We start from the raw sequence: 15,959 nt of genomic DNA on the forward strand, positions 1-15,959 counted from the left end.
CCCCCACCCCGAGGTCCCACCCCCACCCCCACCCCCACCGCGTTGATCATGAGGTTGGCGGCAAGTTCGATCTCCATGAGTGCCGCTAACCTCATGATCAACAGGGCGAAGTGGGGTGGGGTGGGTGGGTGGGGACGGGGTGGGTTAGGGGCGGCGGGGGCGGTAGGTGGTTACGACGCTGGGGATGCCGCGGCGGATGATGCCGGCCCAGTCGGTGTCGCCGCGCAGCACCGCGGCGGCGGTCTTGCGGGCCTGTTCGGTGGTGAAGTGTGGGGGCATCATCAGCTCGGCGGGGTCGACCAGCGCGTTGATCACCGTCGGCCGGTCGGCGCGCAGGGCCCGGTCCCAGACGTCGGCCACCTGGTCCGGGCGGTCGACCAGCTCGCCGCGCAGCCCCAGCACCTCACCCCAGCGGTGGTACGCGATGTCCGGCAGCTGTTGGCTGTCCGGGAACATCGGGGTGCCCTCGATGGAGCGCTGTTCCCAGCTGACGAAGGCCAGATCCCGGTTGTTGAGCACCAGCACCACGAACCGGGGATCGGCCCAGCTCTGCCAGTACTTCGCCACCGTGATCAGCTCGTTGACCCCGTTCATCTGCATCGCGCCGTCGCCGATCAGAGCCACCAGCGGACGGTCCGGGTGCGCGAACTTGGCTGCCAGCGCGTACGGCATGGCGCCGCCCATGGACAGCAGGGTGCCGGACAGGCTGGCCAGCATCCCCGGACGCACCTTGACGTGCCGGGCGTACCAGGCGGTGGTCGTGCCGCAGTCGACGGCGAGCATCACGTCGTCGGGCAGGCGTTCGCTGAGGCTGGCGAAGAGCAGCTGCGGGTTGACCGGGCGGGCATCCTGCTCGGCCAGTTCCCGCTGCGACTGCCGCCACGCGGCGGTGGCCCCGGCGATGGTCTCCCGCCAGCGGGTCGGGCCCGGTCCGGGGCCGAGTGCGGCCAGCAGCGCCCGCAGGGTCGGTGCGGCGTCGCCGGTCAGGTTCACCTCCGTCGGGTAGCGCAGACCGAGCTGGGTGCCGTCATGGTCGATCTGCACCGCCCGCGCCTGCCCGGGAGGCGGGTAGAACTCCGAGTACGGCATGTTGCTGCCGACGATGAGCAGCCGGTCGCACTGGTTCATCAGCTGCCAGCTGGGCCGGGTGCCGAGCAGGCCGATGGCGCCGGTCACCCACGGCTCGCGGTGGTCCACGGCGGTGAACCCGAGCAGCGCCGTGGCCACGCCCGCGCCGAGACGGTGGGCGATCTCGCGTACCTCGTTCTCCGCACCGAGCGCGCCCTGGCCGACCAGCATGGCCACCCGCTCGCCGCTGCTCAGCACCTCGGCGGCGTGCCGGATGTCCGCCTCCGGCGGCACCGTCGGACCGCTGCTCGGCACACTGCTGGTGTGGTAGAAGCCGTGCGCGTGCGGCGGGTTGGGCACCGCCGGCAGGTCCTGCACGTCGAGCGGCAGCACCAGGGCGGTGACGGTACGCCGGGCCAGCGCGGTCCGGCACGCCCGGTCCACCAGGTGGCGTACCTGGGACGGGTGGTCGAGCTGGGCCAGGAACGCCGCCGCAACGTCCTTGTAGAGGGCGAGCAGGTCCACCTCCTGGTAGTAGCCGCCCCCCTCGGCGGTGAGCGCGGTGTGCCCGACCAGGGCGACCACCGGCTGATGATCCAGTTTCGCGTCGTAGAGACCGTTGAGCGCGTGGATGGCACCGGGACCACTTGTCACCAGCACCGCGCCGAGCGGCCCACCGCCGTATTTGACGTGCGCCGACGCGGCGAACCCGGCGGTCTCCTCGTGTCGCACCTGGACGAACTGCACCTGCTCGTTTGTGCGTTGCAGGGCCGAGGTCATCCCGTTGATGCCGTCGCCGGGAAAGCCGAAGTAACGGCGTACGCCCCAGCAGGCGAGCCGCTGCACGACGTGGTCCGCGACGCTGGCGCCACGCGGCAACGGCCACGGATCGCCCGGCACGAGCGTGCCGACATGCTCTGCGCTCACCTGAATCGCCTTTCCGGCCGGGCCACCGGCACTCCGCCGCAACTTCCCTGATGCTGCGGCGTCGCAGGTGCCGGAGGCAGCGATATCCCCGAAAGTGCGCGGATCTCGAGCGTCGGTCGGTCCGCTAGGGTCGCGGAATGGTCGCTCATCGACTGACGCGGGACGAAGCCCGGCGGGTCGCGATCCACGCCCAACTGCTCGCCGAGCCGCGCCCGAACAACCTGGTGGAGGTCGTCGAGCGCCTCACGATTCTGCAGCTCGACCCCACGGCGGCCATCGCGCCCAGCGCCGATCTCGTGCTGTGGAGCCGGCTCGGTCCGGCCTACGACCCCGCGCACCTGACCAGGGCGATCGAGGTCGAGCGCAGCCTGGTCGAGACCGTCGCCTACATCCGGACGCCGGGCGACCTGCCCGCCGTGATCGCCGAGGCCCGCGCCGCGACCCATCCGGCCGCCCGAGCCTGGCTGGAGCAGAACGCGTCGTTTCGCCGGGACATCCTGGCGGCCTTGGCGGCGAGGGGACCACTGTTGTCCCGGGACATCCCCGACACCAGCGTGGTGCCGTGGCCGTCGAGTGGCTGGACCAACAACCGCAACGTCACCAAGATGCTCGAACTGCTGGCTCGGTACGGCCAGGTGGCGATCTCCGGCCGCAAGGGGCGGCAGCGCTACTGGGATCTCCCCGAGCGGGTGTACCCGGTCGACCTGCCCGACCTCGATCCGGACGAGGCGGCCCGGCTGCGCGACGAGCGTCGGCTCGCCGCACTGGGCATCGCCCGGTCCGGTGGGACGCTGACCCCGGGGGAGTCGCCGTTCGTCGGCGCCGCGGGGGAGGAGGCCGTGGTCGAGGGCGTACCGGGGACGTGGCGGGTCGAGCCGGCGTACCTCGGGCTGCCGTTCGAGGGGCGCACCGCGCTGTTGTCGCCGTTCGACCGGCTGATCCACGACCGGGTACGCACCGAGCAGTTGTTCGGCTACGAGTATCTCCTGGAGATGTACAAGCCCCGGGACAAGCGCCGGTGGGGCTACTTCGCCCTGCCCGTACTCCATCATGACCGGCTCGTCGGCAAGCTGGACGCGACCGCCGACCGCAAGGCGGGCGTCCTCACCGTCAACGCCCTGCACGAGGACGTCCCTTTCACCCGGGCGATGACCGCCGAGGTCGACGGCGAAATCGAGGCTCTCGCCACCTGGCTGGGTCTGACCACCACCCGAGCCCAGGGATCGTAGCCGTCGCCAGGATCGCGCCGGCCGTCCCGGCCGCTGTGCCTGCCTGACCGCTTGGGTACGCGGCGGTCCCACCCGGACCTGCCGGTCAACTGCCGGTCAATCTCCTGGATGAGCCCAGGTCGTGTAAATAGCGTTCCTGGTAACCGCTGCGGGTGACATTTCTATCAACGGGACCCACTCGCAACGGGCCATCCAACACCTGTTCGTGCCGATCGGTCAGCGACCTCGGTGCGGGCATCAGGAAGGGAGAGCGCAATGTCGGAGATCACTGAGGTCGTGGAGACCGAAATCACCGAGCAGGCCACCCCCGAGGTCGAGGACTCGGCCGAGGCCGCCGAGGTCCGTCAGCCGTCGACCCGCGTGATGTGCTGCGACCAGGCTGTCTGACGCGAATCGGTGGTCCGGGCCGGCATCGCCGGCCCGGACCACCACCGCACAATCGATTCGACCGATCGAGATTGGCTGCGACATGACCGAAATCGTCGTCAAACCCGCCGAGGAACTTCGCTGGGAGGTTCCCCACGACACCTCCGCCAATCGGATCGCCGACCTCGAGGAGGTGCGGCGGTACATCGACGCCATCGACTTCGGGCCGCTCAAGCACCGGCTCACCCAGGGACGCGACGTGCTGGGCAGCGAATGGAGCCCGGCGCGCGCGGACTACTACGAGCGGCTCTACAAGAACTGGCTGTACCTGCGTCGCCGGTACGAGGGTGAACTGTTGCCGCCGCACATCGACATCGACGAGTTCTGGCACGGCCACATCCTCGACACGCACGCGTACTTCGCCCATTGTGACCGGATCTTCGGTTACTACTTCCACCATTTTCCCTACTTCGGCACCCGCGGGCCGGCCGACCGGACGAACCTGTCGAACGCCTGGCAGCAGACCCAGGACCGGTACCACGCCGAATTCGGCGAGTACATTTACGATTTCGTGGAGTAGACGGTGACGTCCGACCCGCTGTTGTGCTACGTCCACATCAACAAGAACGCCGGCAACAGCATCATCGAGGCGTTGCTGAACAACTACCCCGGCCGGTTCCGGCAGTACCTCGTGTCCGGCCGGAGAAGCAACGGGGGGCCGGGGGCCAAGACCGTCGACAGCCCCGATGAGGATGTGCGGCAGATCGTCTCGGAGATCGCCGAGGACCGGCACCGCCACGACGCCATCGCGCTCAATCTGCCGGTCGGCATCCACCGCAGGATCGATCGACCGGTCCGGTACGTCACCATGCTGCGCGATCCGGTCGACCGTTGCGTCTCCTACTGGTACTGGGCGTATCGCAAGCGGGACACCGGTAATCTCTGGGCCGCACTCCAGGCCGGGTTGCCTGACGGCGTGGCCGGGCTGCCGCTGCAGTTCCGTGACGACCAGGTTCGCTTCCTGTCCGGTACGACGAACGTCGAGACCACCGACGACGACCTGGCGCTGGCGATGAAGGCCGTCGAGGAGCATTTCGCTTTCGTCGGCACGGTCGAGCGGTTCGCCGAGTGCCAGGCCCGGCTCGGCGAGATGTTGTCCTGGAAACGGCCGGCCACGTTCCACCTGAACAGCGGCGACCGTGACGACCATCGGCTGCTGCCGGCCGAGGCCGTCGACACCTTCCGTGCCGCGAACACCCGGGATATGGAACTTTACAAATGGTTGACGCGAAGCTACCTGCCGTCGGTTCTCGGGGGGAACTGACCGGCGGCACGTCCACCCCGGCCAGCCTCGCCCCGCCCGGCGAGCCGCGCGTCGAACGCCTCGCCATCGTGGCGAACATGGTCATCGTTCCACTCTGCTTCGCCACCGGCCGGCTCAGCGCTGACCTCGTCCAGTTGTACGGCGTGCAGACCCTCGGCCTCACGCCGGCGCAGGTGGGGACGGCGTTGGGGTTGCTGGTGCTGAGCGTGCCCGCGCAGCTGCTCGCGGTGCGGTTGCCCCGGCGTCTCGGCTTCCGGCGGACGATGCGGTTCGGCTACGCGGGCGTACTGCTGTTGCTAGTGCTGTTGGCCGCGGTACCGGAGCTGAGCCGGTGGGGGACGGCGGCGGTGTTCGCGGCGTTCGTGGCGGTGCTGCTCGCCATCGAGGTGGCGATCTCGGTCAGCTGGGGCGTGGCGTGGCACCCGTGGATGCGGGCACTGGTGCCGTCCAATCGCCGGCCACGGTTCGTCGCCCGGATGCAGTTCGCCACCCAGCTCCTGAACGTGGTGCTGCTGCTCGGCTTCGGCCTGCTGGCGGGCGCCGTCGTCGATCGCAACGAGTACCGCATCCTGCTCGGGGTGCTGGCGGTGCTGCTGGTCGTGTCGATCACGACGCTGGGAGGCCTGCCACGCACGCCGGTGCCGGGCGGCGCGCACCCCCAGGCCCTGGGCGAGCTGCGCGCCGCCGCCACCGGTCTGGTCGCCGACGGTCCGCTCCGCCGGCTCAGCGTGATCTTTCTTCTCGACACGGTGCTGGTGACGCCGCTGCTGGCGATCTACGCCGTGCTGCACCTCGGCATCCCCGCCGGCACCGTGGCGGTGATCCTCGCCGTACGCGGACTGGCCGCGCCGATCAGCCTGCTGGCCTGGAGCCGGGCCGCGCACCGGGTCGGCACGTACCGCCTCATCGTCTACACCATGGCCGGGACGGTGCTCGCCCGCCTGGCGTGGGTTTTCGTGCCGACGACCGAGGGCGCGGCGAGTGGGGCGAGCGTCGCCTGCTTCGCCGGCATCGTCGTGGTGTCCGCGGTCTGTGCCGCCGGCTACGGCAACGCCAACCTGACCACCTGGTACGACGCCGTGCCGGACAACCACTCTCGGGCGATGTTCACGCTGCGCGACGTGATCGCCTCGTCCAAGCTTCAGCTCTACTCGGCGGCCGGCGGCGCGGTGCTGGCCGTGACCGCCACCCTCGGGGCCGCCTCGTACGGCCCGATCCACCTCGACGCCTACAAGCTACTGATGCTGGCCGGTGTCCCGGTCGCCGTGGCGATCGCGATGCTGTCACGGCGGGCGCAGGCAGAGCGGGCGCAAGCAGAAGGGTCATCCTGATGAATACCCACCCCCTGATCGAGTCGCTGCGGCCCCCGGTTGCCACGATCCTGGACACGCTTGCCGCCGCCGAGGCGCGGTACTGCCTCGGCGAGGCCACCACGTTCGAACCGGCGAAGATCCACGCGGCGTGGCCGGAGGTGTTCCGGCCGGAGACGGCCAGCGCGTTGCGGGCCGCCGGCATCGCGGAGGATGCCGGTCGGCCCTTCGTCGCGCTGGTGCTCCAGGCGCTGATCGAGGCGGAAACCACCCCGCTGCGTGCCCGTATCGCCGAACGGGAGAAGGCGGTCACCGTCACCGACGCGAACGGCGCACGAGTCGATCTCGCCCGGGCCCGACGTCGCGCAATCGCGTCCGGCGACGTGACGGTCCCGCAGCACCGTCTGCACGAGCTGTACGACCGCGAGATCGCTCCGCTGTGGCTGGAGTTGCAACAGCGGCAGTTGGCCGTCGTCACGGCGGCCGGCTACCGGGACCTGATCGACTACGCCGACCGGGTACAGCGACATGACCTCTGCCGGTTGGAGCGTGAGGCGCGGGCATTCCTCGACGCGACCCGGGAGCGGTACGAGTCGATCCGGCGTCCCCGGTTCGCCGCCGGCTCGTTCACGGTCGCCCAGCTCATCGGCGCGGCTCGCACCACCTTCGCCGACCCGGTCGACCTGGCGACCTGCCTGCCGTTGCTGCACGCCCTGGTCGGCGAGCTGGGGCTGGAGTTCGCCCCCCGGATCCGACTCGACCTGGAAGCCCGCCCCGGCAAGGTGCCCGGCGCGTACTGCCTGCCGGTGCGGGTTCCCGACGACATCGTCGTCGCCGTGTCGGCCGTTGGCGGCGTGGGTGACTGCCGGCCCCTGTTCCACGAGGTCGGGCATGCGCTGCACTTCGCGTACACCGGCCCGGAACTGCCCGTCGACGGACGCCGGATGGGCGACGAGGGACTTGTCGAGGGCTGGGGCGTGGTCACCGAGAACATCTTCCTGCACCACGGTTGGCTGAACCGCTCGTTCCCCGGCCGCACCGCGACGGCCCTGGCCCATGACACCGCACAACGACTGTTGATCGTCACCCGTGCCCAGTGCGTTCGGCTGCTCTTCGCCGTCGACGCCGCCCGCCGTCCGGCCGCTCCACCGGAACTACGGTCCCGGTACGACCAGCTGATGGCCGAGCACCTCGGCGCGCGACCTGGGCCGATCGAGTATCTGGACGTCCTCTGCGGCGATTTCGTCAGCGCCACCCGCCTGCGCTCCTGGGAGTTCGGCACCTCCATCGGCGGGCTGCTCACGCACGAGATCGGGCCGGACTGGCCGGGGGATCCACGGGCCGGACGGTGGCTGCGCGAGCACTGGCGGGTGGGGGTCACCCACACCGCGGTCGAGGCGATCGACCGATGGGCCGCACCGCCGATGAGCCTGAACGCGGTTGCGGAGAACCTCGCCGACAGCATGACCAACCCCTGACCACGGCGCTTGCCCGTCGGCCATCCCGGCCGTCGGGCCACGGCTCGACAATGGCAACGCCATCCAGTAGAAACCATCACCGGACATCCATTTCCCCGTCGAGAGGCTGACCGGTCCACTTCGGACCGCTAGGCCATGAGTGGATGGGCATGGCCCGGTTTAGTCAGATGGTGACGGCCCACCGGCGACGGCTCGGGCTGACCCAGGAGGATGTCGCGGCCGCCACCGGCCTGGCCGTACGCAGCATCCGGGACGTGGAGAGCGGGCGGGTGGCCCGACCGCGCGCGTCGACGGTCCGGCTGCTCGCCGAAGCGTTCAACCTGTCCGCCGCCGACCGGGTCCACTTCATCCACGCCGCCGACCCCGACCTGACCGGGCCGGAGGGGGATCGGCCGCAGCAACTGCCGCTGGCGGTACCGGGCTTCGTCGGCCGCTGCGCCGAACTGGAGACCCTCGACGCCGGTCGCCATCCGGAATCGGCGGAGCGGACGGCGGTGGCCATCTTCACGATCTCCGGGATGGCCGGGGTCGGCAAGACCGCGCTCGCCCTGCACTGGGCGCACCGGGCTGCCGGCTGGTTCCCCGAAGGCCAGCTCTACGTCAATCTCCGCGGCTACGACGAGGCCGATGTCGTCGATCCGAGCGACGCCCTCCGCAGCTTCCTCGAAGCGCTCGGCGTGCCGACCACCGGCATACCGGCCAGCCTGGAGGCCCGCGTCGGCCTGCACCGCAGCCTGCTGGCCGACCGTCGCATGCTGCTGGTGCTGGACAACGCGCGCGACACGGCGCAGGTGCGGCCGCTGCTGCCCGGTGCCGGTGGCTGCGTGGTCGTGGTGACCAGCCGGGACGAGCTGTCCGGGTTGATCGCGGCGGAAGGCGCCCAACCGATCCGGCTGAACGTGCTCACCAGCACCGAGTCGATGAGTCTGCTCGCCAGTCGGCTCGGCGTCCGTCGGCTGGTCGCCGAGCCCGCCGCCGCGGCGGACATCATCGACTCGACCGGCCGGCTGCCGCTCGCGTTGTCGATCGTGGCGGCACGGATGGCGTTGCACCCCGGCTTTCCGCTCGACTCCTTCGCCGCCAGCCTGCGTCCCGACGAGGCCATGCTGGACGCGCTGGCCGACGGCGACGTACGAGCCGTCTTCTCCTGGTCCTACCTGGCGCTGAGCCGGCCCGCAGCCCGCCTGTTCCGCCTGCTGGGGCTACACCCCGGCCCGGATCTGACCGCCGAGGCCGCGGCGGCCCTCACCGGCGAGACCGCGGCGAGCGTCGGGTCGTCGTTGCGGGAGCTGACCCGGCTGCACCTGCTGGCCGAGCATGTGCCCGGCCGGTACGCCTTCCATGACCTGCTCCGGGCGTACGCGGCCGAACTGACCCGAACCGCCGGTGAGGCCGACGAGTCACGGGAGGCACGTCACCGGCTGTTCGACTACTACCTGCACAGTTCCTACCCGGCGGCGGTGCTGCTCCAGCCACAGTGGCCGGCGATCGATCCGGTCCCCGCGGTGCTGTCGAACGTCAGGTCGCCGGCGGAGGACCATGACGCGGCGCTCTGCTGGTTCCTGGCGGAGCACCAGGTGCTGCTGCGGGCGGTGCGCCAGGCCGCGGAAACCGGCTTCGAGGCGTACGCCTGGCAGTTGGCCTGGGCGTTGACCACGTTTTTCGCCCCGCATGGGCTCTGGCAGGATCAACGGGCGGCCCAACAGGTCGCCCTCGCTGCGGCCGAACGCGTCGACGATCTCGCCGGTCAGGCCGTGGCAAACCGGCTGCTGTCCCGCGCGGAGACCCGCCTCGGCGACCTCGACGCGGCGGAGAAGCAGCTGCTGCGCGCCCTGGACCTGCACCGGCGACTCGACGACCCGACCGGCCAGGCGCTGACGCTGCACAACCACGCCGAGGTCTGTTACATGCGGGGGCGACCCGAGGAAGGGTTGCGCCACGGTCAGGAAGCGCTACGGCTGTACCGGTCGGTCGGCAACCGCGCCGGAGAAGCCCGAGCCCTGAACGCGGTCGGCTGGCTCTACGCCGCCACCGGGGACTACCCACGTGCGATCGAGAGCTGCACCGAGGCCCTCGCTCAGCAACGCGCGAGCGGCGACCGCAACGGTCAGGCAGCGACGTTGGACAGCCTGGGTTTCGCCCATGCCCGGTTGGGCGAGCACGATCGGGCGGCCGACTGCTACGAGGAGGCCATCGCGCTGTTCCGGGAGTCCGCAGACCGCTACCACGAGGCCGAGACGCTTCAGCGGCTCGGCGAGGCGCGCGAGGCGACCGGCGACGTCACCCGCGCCGTCGACGCCTGGCGACGGGCGGCGCAGATCCTCGACGATCTCGGTGACCCGGCGGCCGAGCATGCCCACCGCGCCCTGGCGCGCCTGTCACCCCGCTGACCACTCGGCCCGCTCGTCGGCGGACCCGCTCCCGGTTCCCGCTGCCGCGCCCGGGTCGCGGCGGGCGCTCCCGGCTCCCGCTGCCGCGCCCGGGTTGCGGCATCCTGGGGTGTCGGCGGAGCGGGAAGGCACGAGATCCCGTAACCCGTGAGTGCGACCGGCCGGCCTGCCGGCCTGACACGCCGTTGGTGTCCTACCGGCGGGCCGGGCTCGCGGTAGGTAGCGAGCCGACGATGTGGCGTTCGACATCGGCCCAGGTGGGCGCGGGTCGGCCGTAGCCGGGCACCGGATGGCGCTGGGGCCCGAAGAAGTACTGATGGGCGACGGTTCCCCGGATGGCGGCGTGCACCTCGCGATGGTCGTCGACAAAGTGGGTGAGGGTGAGGTCGAGGCAGTGGGCCCGCTTGTCGGCCCGCGCCCTGCAGAACCGGACGTGGTCGTGCGGGACGCCGCTGCGCCGGTGGAAGTCGTGGGCGGCGAGCCAGCGCAGGGTACGGGCCTGGACGCGCGGGCCGCATTTGGAGATCAGCCATACCCGGCCGCCGAACAGGGTGACGAGGCGGGCGATGGTGTCGACGGCACCGGGCACCTCGGGGGTGGCCAGCATGGTCGCCTCGTCTCCGCTGAAGAATGCGGTGTCGCCGCCGCCCGGGTGGGCGGGGCCGTCGATGATGACCCGGCCGATGTCGATGCCGAGCCGGGGGAGCGGGTTGGTCATGCCGTTCAGGATGCAGCGCGTATAGCCCGCGCAGAACTATTGTTTGATGCCCGCCCTATAGTCATAGGCTATGGATGGGCGGGAGCTGCTGGAAGCCGACCCGTTACGCTCGTTCGCGGTCTTCGCCGAGCACCGCAACTTCACCACCGCCGCACGGGAGTTGCACATCAGTCAGCCCTCCCTGCACGTGAAGATCCGGAAGCTGGCCGCCGCGCTCGGCGTGGAGCTGTACGAACGCGACGGTCGCCGGCTCACCCTGACAGTCGCGGGGGAACGGCTCGCCGCGTACGCGCTGGACTCCCGCCGACGGGCCGAGGAGTTCCTGCGGGAGCTGCACCATCAGTCCGCGCCGACGCTTACCATCGCGGTCGGGCGGGGCGCCCTGCGGTGGGTGATCGGCGAGGCGATCCAGCGGGTCGGGCACCGGGGCCGTCGGGTACAGGTGATCACGGCTGATCGGGACGCGGCCCTCACTGCCGTCACCAGCGGGCGGGCCGACCTCGCCATCGTCGCCCACGACCCGCCCGGCCGGCAGGTCGAGGCCATGCAGATCGCCGCCTACCGACAGGTGCTCGTACTCGGTGACGGGCACCCCCTCGCCGCGCGCGGGCAGGTCCGGCTCGGTGATCTCGAAGGTCTGGATCTCGTCGTACCCCCGGCCGGGCGTCCGCACCGCAGGGCGCTGGACCGCGCCCTGCTCGACGCGGGTGTGCGCTGGCAGGTCGCCGCCGAGGTCGACGGGTGGGACCTGTTGGTGCATCTGGCCGCGTTGGGGGTCGGCGCCACCGTGGTCAACGGCTGTGTGGGGCTTCCCGAGGGTCTGCGTGCGGTCCCGATCCACGGCCTGCCGGAGATCCGGTACTGGGCGACCTGGCGGCCACCCCGGCGGGCCGTGGTGCAGGACCTGCTCGACCAGTTCGGAACCGGCCAGTGACCGACCGGCTAACCTCGGCCAGCAGGTTCCTCGCGTACGTGCTCCGCCACCGTCCGGACGCCGTCGACATCACCCTCGACGAGAGCGGCTGGGTCGACGTGGAGGTGCTGCTCGCCGCGCTCGCCCGACACGGCCGTCCGGTCACCCGACAGACGCTGGCCGAGCTGGCCGCCGGCACCGACAAACAGCGTTTCGAGCTGCACGCCGGGCGGATCCGCGCCGCGCAGGGTCACTCGATCCGCGTCGACCTGCGCCTCGAACCCGTGGTGCCGCCACCGCTGCTCTACCACGGCACGGTGGCCCGCCATCTGCCCGGCATCCGTGCCCAGGGGCTGCTGCCACGCGGTCGTACCCACGTCCACCTGTCGGTGGACCGGGAAACCGCCGTCACGGTCGGTGTCCGACGTGGCGACCCGGTCGTGCTGACCGTCGACGCGGCCGGCATGCACCGCCGCGGGTTCGTCTTCTACCGGGCCGCCAGCGGTGTCTGGCTCACCGGCCACGTCCCACCCGGCTGGATTGTTGTCGGTGAGTCGGCTTGACAGGCAAGTGAACGCTTGCCTATAACTGTGCGAGTGGACGCGGAGCGTGACCTGTTCAGGGCCATTGATGACGCGACGCGACGCACGATCCTGGACGAGTTGATCGACCGGGACGGACAGACGCTCTTCGAGATCTGCGGCCGACTGGCCGTGAAGCACAACCTGACCTCCTCGCGCCAGGCCATCTCACAGCACCTCGCGGTGCTCGAAAAGGCCGGCCTGGTACGCACCCGGCGACAAGGCCGGTACAAGCTCCACCACATCGACACGAGCCCGCTGCGCTCGATCGTCGAGCGGTGGCCCATCGACCGAGAGGCACCAGATCCGTGATCCGCATCCATGTGACAAGCGTGTTCGTCGACGACCAGGCGAAGGCGCTCGCCTTCTACACGGAAAAGCTGGGATTCACCAAGAAGACCGACATGCCCGCCGGCGAGTACCGCTGGCTGACCGTCGTCTCGCCGGCCGACCCCGACGGGGTCGAGCTGCTGCTGGAGCCGGCCAACCACCCGGCGACGGGTCCGTTTCAGCAGGCCCTGGTCGCCGACGGCATCCCGTTCACCTCGTTCGCCGTCGACGACGTGTACGCCGAGGTCGAGCGACTCAAGAAACTGGGCGTCGAGTTCACCCAGGAGGCTACCGACCTGGGCCCGGTGGCGACCGCCGTGCTCGACGACACCTGCGGCAACCTGATCCAGCTCGCCACCATGAAGTAGCCGTACCCGCGTCCTCGGTCGGTGGACGCGGCCTTGCGTGGCCGTCGTGCCGGTCGGGCACGGGCCGGTCAGCCCCCGGCATCACCCGGTCCGGCAGAATCGGCGGGTGCCCGTCCATCTGATCACCGAGCCCGGCGACGAGCGGATCGCCGACTACCGGGCGCTCACCGACGTGGAGCTGCGTACCCGCTGGGAGCCGCCGCACGGCCTGTTCATCGCCGAGGGTGAGCTGGTGCTGCGGCGGGCGCGGCGGGCCGGCTACCCGGCCCGGTCCTTCCTCGTCGACGCCAAGCGGGTAGACCAACTGGCCGACCTCGACACGGGCGACGCCCCGGTGTACGCCGCCACCCCCGACGTGCTGCGCGAAGCGACCGGGTTCCACGTGCACCGGGGCGTGCTCGCCTCGTTCCGGCGCAAGCCGCTGCCGACCGCCGCCGACGTGATCGCCACCGCCGGTCGCGTGGTGATCCTCGAAGACGTCAACAACCATACGAACCTGGGGGCGATCTTCCGGGCGGTGGCGGGGCTGGGGGTGGACGCCGTGCTGCTCTCACCAACCTGCGCCGATCCGCTTTACCGGCGCAGCGTACGGGTCAGCATGGGTGAGGTGTTCGCCGTGCCGTACGCGAAGCTGGAACCGTGGCCGACGGCGCTGGCCGACGTGCGCGCCGCCGGGTTCACCGTGCTGGCGATGACGCCGGCACCCGACGCGGTGCCCATCCAGCGACTGGACCCGGCCCAGCGGTCCCGGGCCGCGCTGCTGCTCGGTGCCGAGGGCGCCGGACTGACCGGCGCGGCGATGGCGGCCAGCGACGTCCGGGTGGTGATCCCGATGAGACGCGGCGTGGACTCGCTGAACGTCGCCGCCGCCACCGCCGTGGCCTGCTGGGAACTGGGCCGCGACGACCCGCTCTGAGCGGCAGCCGAGCAACCCGGCAGCTGTTACGACACCGGCGAGCATCCCGGCACGTCACGGACGGTAGCGTGTCGCGGGTGTTCCCTACCGTGCGTGAGGTCCTCGCCCTGGATCCGGTCCGCCACGGCGCACCACGCCTGGTCGCGGGGGAAGTCGGGCTGGACCGTCGGGTGCGTTGGGTGCACGTCGCCGAGGTACCGGACATCGCCACCCTGCTCGGCGGCGGCGAGTTGGTGCTCACGACGGGTATCGGACTGCCCGGCGACGACGCCGGACTACGGGCCTTCATCGGCGACCTGGCCGGCGTCGGCGTCTCCGGGCTGGTGGTCGAGTTGGGCCGGCGCTACCACGACGGCGTACCCCGGGTGATGGTGGCCGCCGCTGAACGCCACGGACTGCCCTTGGTGGAACTACGCCGGGCCACCCCGTTCGTGCGGATCACCGAGGCGGTGCACGCCCTGATCGTGGACGCCCAGCTCACCGAGCTGCGCGCCACCGAGGAGATCCACCAGCGGTTCACCGAGCTGTCGGTGGAGGGCGCCGATCCCGGTGAGGTGGTCCGGCAGGCGGCCGAGCTGTCCGGCTGCCCGGTGGTGCTGGAGAACCTGTCCCGCCAGGTGCTGGCGTACGACCCGGCGGGGGAGAGCGCCGAGCTGCTGCTGGACGGGTGGGAGCAGCACTCCCGGCGGATCCGGCCCGAGGGGCGCACGGCGTACGACCCGGACCGGGGCTGGCTGGTCACCATGGTGGGCGCGCGAGGACAGGACTGGGGCCGGCTGCTGCTGCGCTGGCCACCCGGTGGTGATCTGGCCGATGGCCAACCGTTGCCGGCCGGTGGGCGGTCTGCCCCGGTGTCGACCCCCGGGCGGGCTGTCGCGACCCTGGCCGGGCGCGGTGACTCGCCCTCGGCACCGCCGACCAGGCTGGCCATCCTCGTGGAGCGGGCGGCGTCCACGCTCGCCCTCGGCCGGCTGATCCGGCGGGATGCCGAGGGACTGGAACGTCAGCTTCACCGGACCCTGCTCACCGCCCTGCTCGACCACTCCTGGCCGGTGGACGAGGTGGCCCTGCGGGCCCGGGCGCTCGGTGTGGTGCTGGACCGCCGTCAGCTCATCGGCGTGGTGGTCCGCCACCGTGCCGACGGCGGCGAGGACATCACGCGCCATCGCCAGCCGGCGGGTAGTTGGCCGCTCACCGAGCCGGGACACCCCGGCGAGGCGCTCGACAACGTCCCGGACGCCGGGCCCGCCCGGCTGCGCGACCTCGCCGAGGCCGCCGGACAGGCGCTGCGCGAGGCCGGTCTGACCGGGCTCACCAGTGCTCTGGACGACCAGACGGTGGGTGTCCTGCTCGCCCTGCCGGACGCGGCCGCAGAGGATCGAGCGCTGGCCGCTTTCGCCGCCGCGCTGCGCCGGGCCCGCCCCGACCTGCCGGGGCGCGCTGACCTGCGGGGACGCGCCGACCTGTCCGGGGGCGGCGGTGACCTGCCTGGGCGCGCTGACCCGTCCGGGCGGGTTGACTCGCTGGGGCGTCTCGGAGCACCCGGCCGTTCCGACGACGCGCCGACGGATGCTGGCCGACGGTCCATCGCCGGGCTGCTGATCGCCGCCGGGTCCGGCGTGGGTAGCCTGCGGGAGGCACGCCGGTCACTGATCGAGGCCCGCCAGGTCGCCGAGGCGGCCCGCCGGGACCGACGTGACCTGCCGATCTTTCGGCTGCCGCACGTGGGGTTGGCCGGGCTGCTGCACCTTTTGCGCGACGAGCCCCGGGTGCAGACCTTCGTCGAACGGCAACTCGGCGCACTCCTGGCGTACGACGCGCAGCATCCCCGGGAGCAGCTGCTCGGCACCCTGCGCGTCTACCTGGAGCAGGGCCGGAACAAGTCCGCGGCGGCGGTGGCGGCGCACCTGTCCCGCCCGGCGTTCTACGAGCGGCTGGCCCGGATCGGCCGGATCCTCGACGTCGACCTGGACTCGGTCGACGCCTGCCTCTCCCTTCACGTGGCCCTACTGGCCCTCGACGCCATCCGCACCCCCTGACC

Annotated in this window: 15 protein-coding genes; 13 read left to right on the top strand and 2 right to left on the bottom strand. The window is 71.3% G+C overall.

The window, feature by feature from the left end; all coding sequences use genetic code 11:
* Window positions 1–144: 144 nt before the first annotated feature.
* Window positions 145–1,995, bottom strand: a complete 1,851-nt coding sequence (locus KBX50_RS14375) for a thiamine pyrophosphate-requiring protein (RefSeq protein ID WP_210937537.1) — start codon at window positions 1,993–1,995, stop codon at window positions 145–147.
* Between the two features lie 137 nt (window positions 1,996–2,132).
* Here KBX50_RS14375 and KBX50_RS14380 point away from each other — a divergent pair, with 137 nt between their 5' ends.
* The 7 genes from KBX50_RS14380 (at window position 2,133) to KBX50_RS14405 (ending at window position 10,092) form a co-directional block, all read left to right on the top strand.
* Window positions 2,133–3,224, top strand: coding sequence for a DNA glycosylase AlkZ-like family protein (locus KBX50_RS14380; RefSeq protein ID WP_210937538.1), 1,092 nt, complete (start codon window positions 2,133–2,135; stop codon window positions 3,222–3,224).
* A gap of 255 nt (window positions 3,225–3,479) precedes the next feature.
* Window positions 3,480–3,611 (top strand): hypothetical protein, encoded by a 132-nt coding sequence (locus tag KBX50_RS33350; RefSeq protein WP_275410415.1) that lies wholly within the window; start codon window positions 3,480–3,482, stop codon window positions 3,609–3,611.
* A gap of 82 nt (window positions 3,612–3,693) precedes the next feature.
* On the top strand, window positions 3,694–4,170 hold the full coding sequence (locus KBX50_RS14385; protein ID WP_210937539.1) for a hypothetical protein: 477 nt from the start codon (window positions 3,694–3,696) through the stop codon (window positions 4,168–4,170).
* Window positions 4,171–4,173: 3 nt separating this feature from the next.
* Window positions 4,174–4,914 carry a sulfotransferase family 2 domain-containing protein gene (locus KBX50_RS14390; RefSeq protein WP_210937540.1) on the top strand — a complete coding sequence of 247 codons (741 nt, stop codon included), beginning with the start codon at window positions 4,174–4,176 and terminating at the stop codon, window positions 4,912–4,914.
* A complete protein-coding gene (locus KBX50_RS14395; protein WP_210937541.1) occupies window positions 4,869–6,245 on the top strand; it encodes an MFS transporter in 1,377 nt (458 codons plus the stop codon). Before KBX50_RS14390 ends, KBX50_RS14395 begins: the two co-directional genes overlap by 46 nt.
* The gene (locus tag KBX50_RS14400) at window positions 6,245–7,702 is read left to right on the top strand and encodes a hypothetical protein (RefSeq protein ID WP_210937542.1); all 1,458 of its coding nucleotides are present in this window, start codon (window positions 6,245–6,247) and stop codon (window positions 7,700–7,702) included. Before KBX50_RS14395 ends, KBX50_RS14400 begins: the two co-directional genes overlap by 1 nt.
* A gap of 149 nt (window positions 7,703–7,851) precedes the next feature.
* On the top strand, window positions 7,852–10,092 hold the full coding sequence (locus KBX50_RS14405) for a tetratricopeptide repeat protein (protein WP_247673715.1): 2,241 nt from the start codon (window positions 7,852–7,854) through the stop codon (window positions 10,090–10,092).
* A 193-nt stretch (window positions 10,093–10,285) separates the two neighbouring features.
* On the opposite strand, the gene KBX50_RS14410 is transcribed toward KBX50_RS14405, so the two are convergent.
* Complete coding sequence (locus KBX50_RS14410; protein WP_210937543.1) at window positions 10,286–10,810, bottom strand: hypothetical protein; 525 nt, start codon at window positions 10,808–10,810, stop codon at window positions 10,286–10,288.
* A gap of 70 nt (window positions 10,811–10,880) precedes the next feature.
* On the opposite strand from KBX50_RS14410, the gene KBX50_RS14415 reads away from it, so the two are divergent.
* Genes KBX50_RS14415 through KBX50_RS14440 form a run of 6 tightly spaced genes read left to right on the top strand, consistent with a single transcriptional unit; the run spans window position 10,881 to window position 15,957 of the window.
* On the top strand, window positions 10,881–11,744 hold the full coding sequence (locus KBX50_RS14415; RefSeq protein WP_210937544.1) for a LysR family transcriptional regulator: 864 nt from the start codon (window positions 10,881–10,883) through the stop codon (window positions 11,742–11,744).
* Complete coding sequence (locus KBX50_RS14420; protein WP_210937545.1) at window positions 11,741–12,286, top strand: RNA 2'-phosphotransferase; 546 nt, start codon at window positions 11,741–11,743, stop codon at window positions 12,284–12,286. Before KBX50_RS14415 ends, KBX50_RS14420 begins: the two co-directional genes overlap by 4 nt.
* 33 nt (window positions 12,287–12,319) lie before the next feature.
* The gene (locus KBX50_RS14425; protein ID WP_307870954.1) at window positions 12,320–12,616 is read left to right on the top strand and encodes a metalloregulator ArsR/SmtB family transcription factor; all 297 of its coding nucleotides are present in this window, start codon (window positions 12,320–12,322) and stop codon (window positions 12,614–12,616) included.
* The gene (locus KBX50_RS14430) at window positions 12,616–13,002 is read left to right on the top strand and encodes a VOC family protein (protein WP_170863517.1); all 387 of its coding nucleotides are present in this window, start codon (window positions 12,616–12,618) and stop codon (window positions 13,000–13,002) included. The genes KBX50_RS14425 and KBX50_RS14430 overlap by 1 nt, the downstream gene beginning before the upstream one ends.
* A gap of 37 nt (window positions 13,003–13,039) precedes the next feature.
* Window positions 13,040–13,918 carry an RNA methyltransferase gene (locus tag KBX50_RS14435; RefSeq protein WP_307870955.1) on the top strand — a complete coding sequence of 293 codons (879 nt, stop codon included), beginning with the start codon at window positions 13,040–13,042 and terminating at the stop codon, window positions 13,916–13,918.
* Window positions 13,915–15,957 (top strand): PucR family transcriptional regulator, encoded by a 2,043-nt coding sequence (locus KBX50_RS14440; protein ID WP_374224637.1) that lies wholly within the window; start codon window positions 13,915–13,917, stop codon window positions 15,955–15,957. The genes KBX50_RS14435 and KBX50_RS14440 overlap by 4 nt, the downstream gene beginning before the upstream one ends.
* The last annotated feature ends 2 nt before the right edge of the window (window positions 15,958–15,959 follow it).

Source organism: Micromonospora sp. C51 (assembly GCF_018070435.1).
Classification (GTDB): Bacteria; Actinomycetota; Actinomycetes; order Mycobacteriales; family Micromonosporaceae; genus Micromonospora; species Micromonospora sediminimaris.

Coding starts and splice junctions, on each gene's coding strand:
- KBX50_RS14380 (WP_210937538.1), top strand. CDS start 2,133: ATGGTCGCTCATCGACTGACGCGGGACGAAGCCCGGCGGGTCGCGATC.
- KBX50_RS33350 (WP_275410415.1), top strand. CDS start 3,480: ATGTCGGAGATCACTGAGGTCGTGGAGACCGAAATCACCGAGCAGGCC.
- KBX50_RS14385 (WP_210937539.1), top strand. CDS start 3,694: ATGACCGAAATCGTCGTCAAACCCGCCGAGGAACTTCGCTGGGAGGTT.
- KBX50_RS14395 (WP_210937541.1), top strand. CDS start 4,869: ATGGTTGACGCGAAGCTACCTGCCGTCGGTTCTCGGGGGGAACTGACC.
- KBX50_RS14400 (WP_210937542.1), top strand. CDS start 6,245: ATGAATACCCACCCCCTGATCGAGTCGCTGCGGCCCCCGGTTGCCACG.
- KBX50_RS14405 (WP_247673715.1), top strand. CDS start 7,852: ATGGCCCGGTTTAGTCAGATGGTGACGGCCCACCGGCGACGGCTCGGG.
- KBX50_RS14410 (WP_210937543.1), bottom strand. CDS start 10,810: ATGACCAACCCGCTCCCCCGGCTCGGCATCGACATCGGCCGGGTCATC.
- KBX50_RS14415 (WP_210937544.1), top strand. CDS start 10,881: ATGGATGGGCGGGAGCTGCTGGAAGCCGACCCGTTACGCTCGTTCGCG.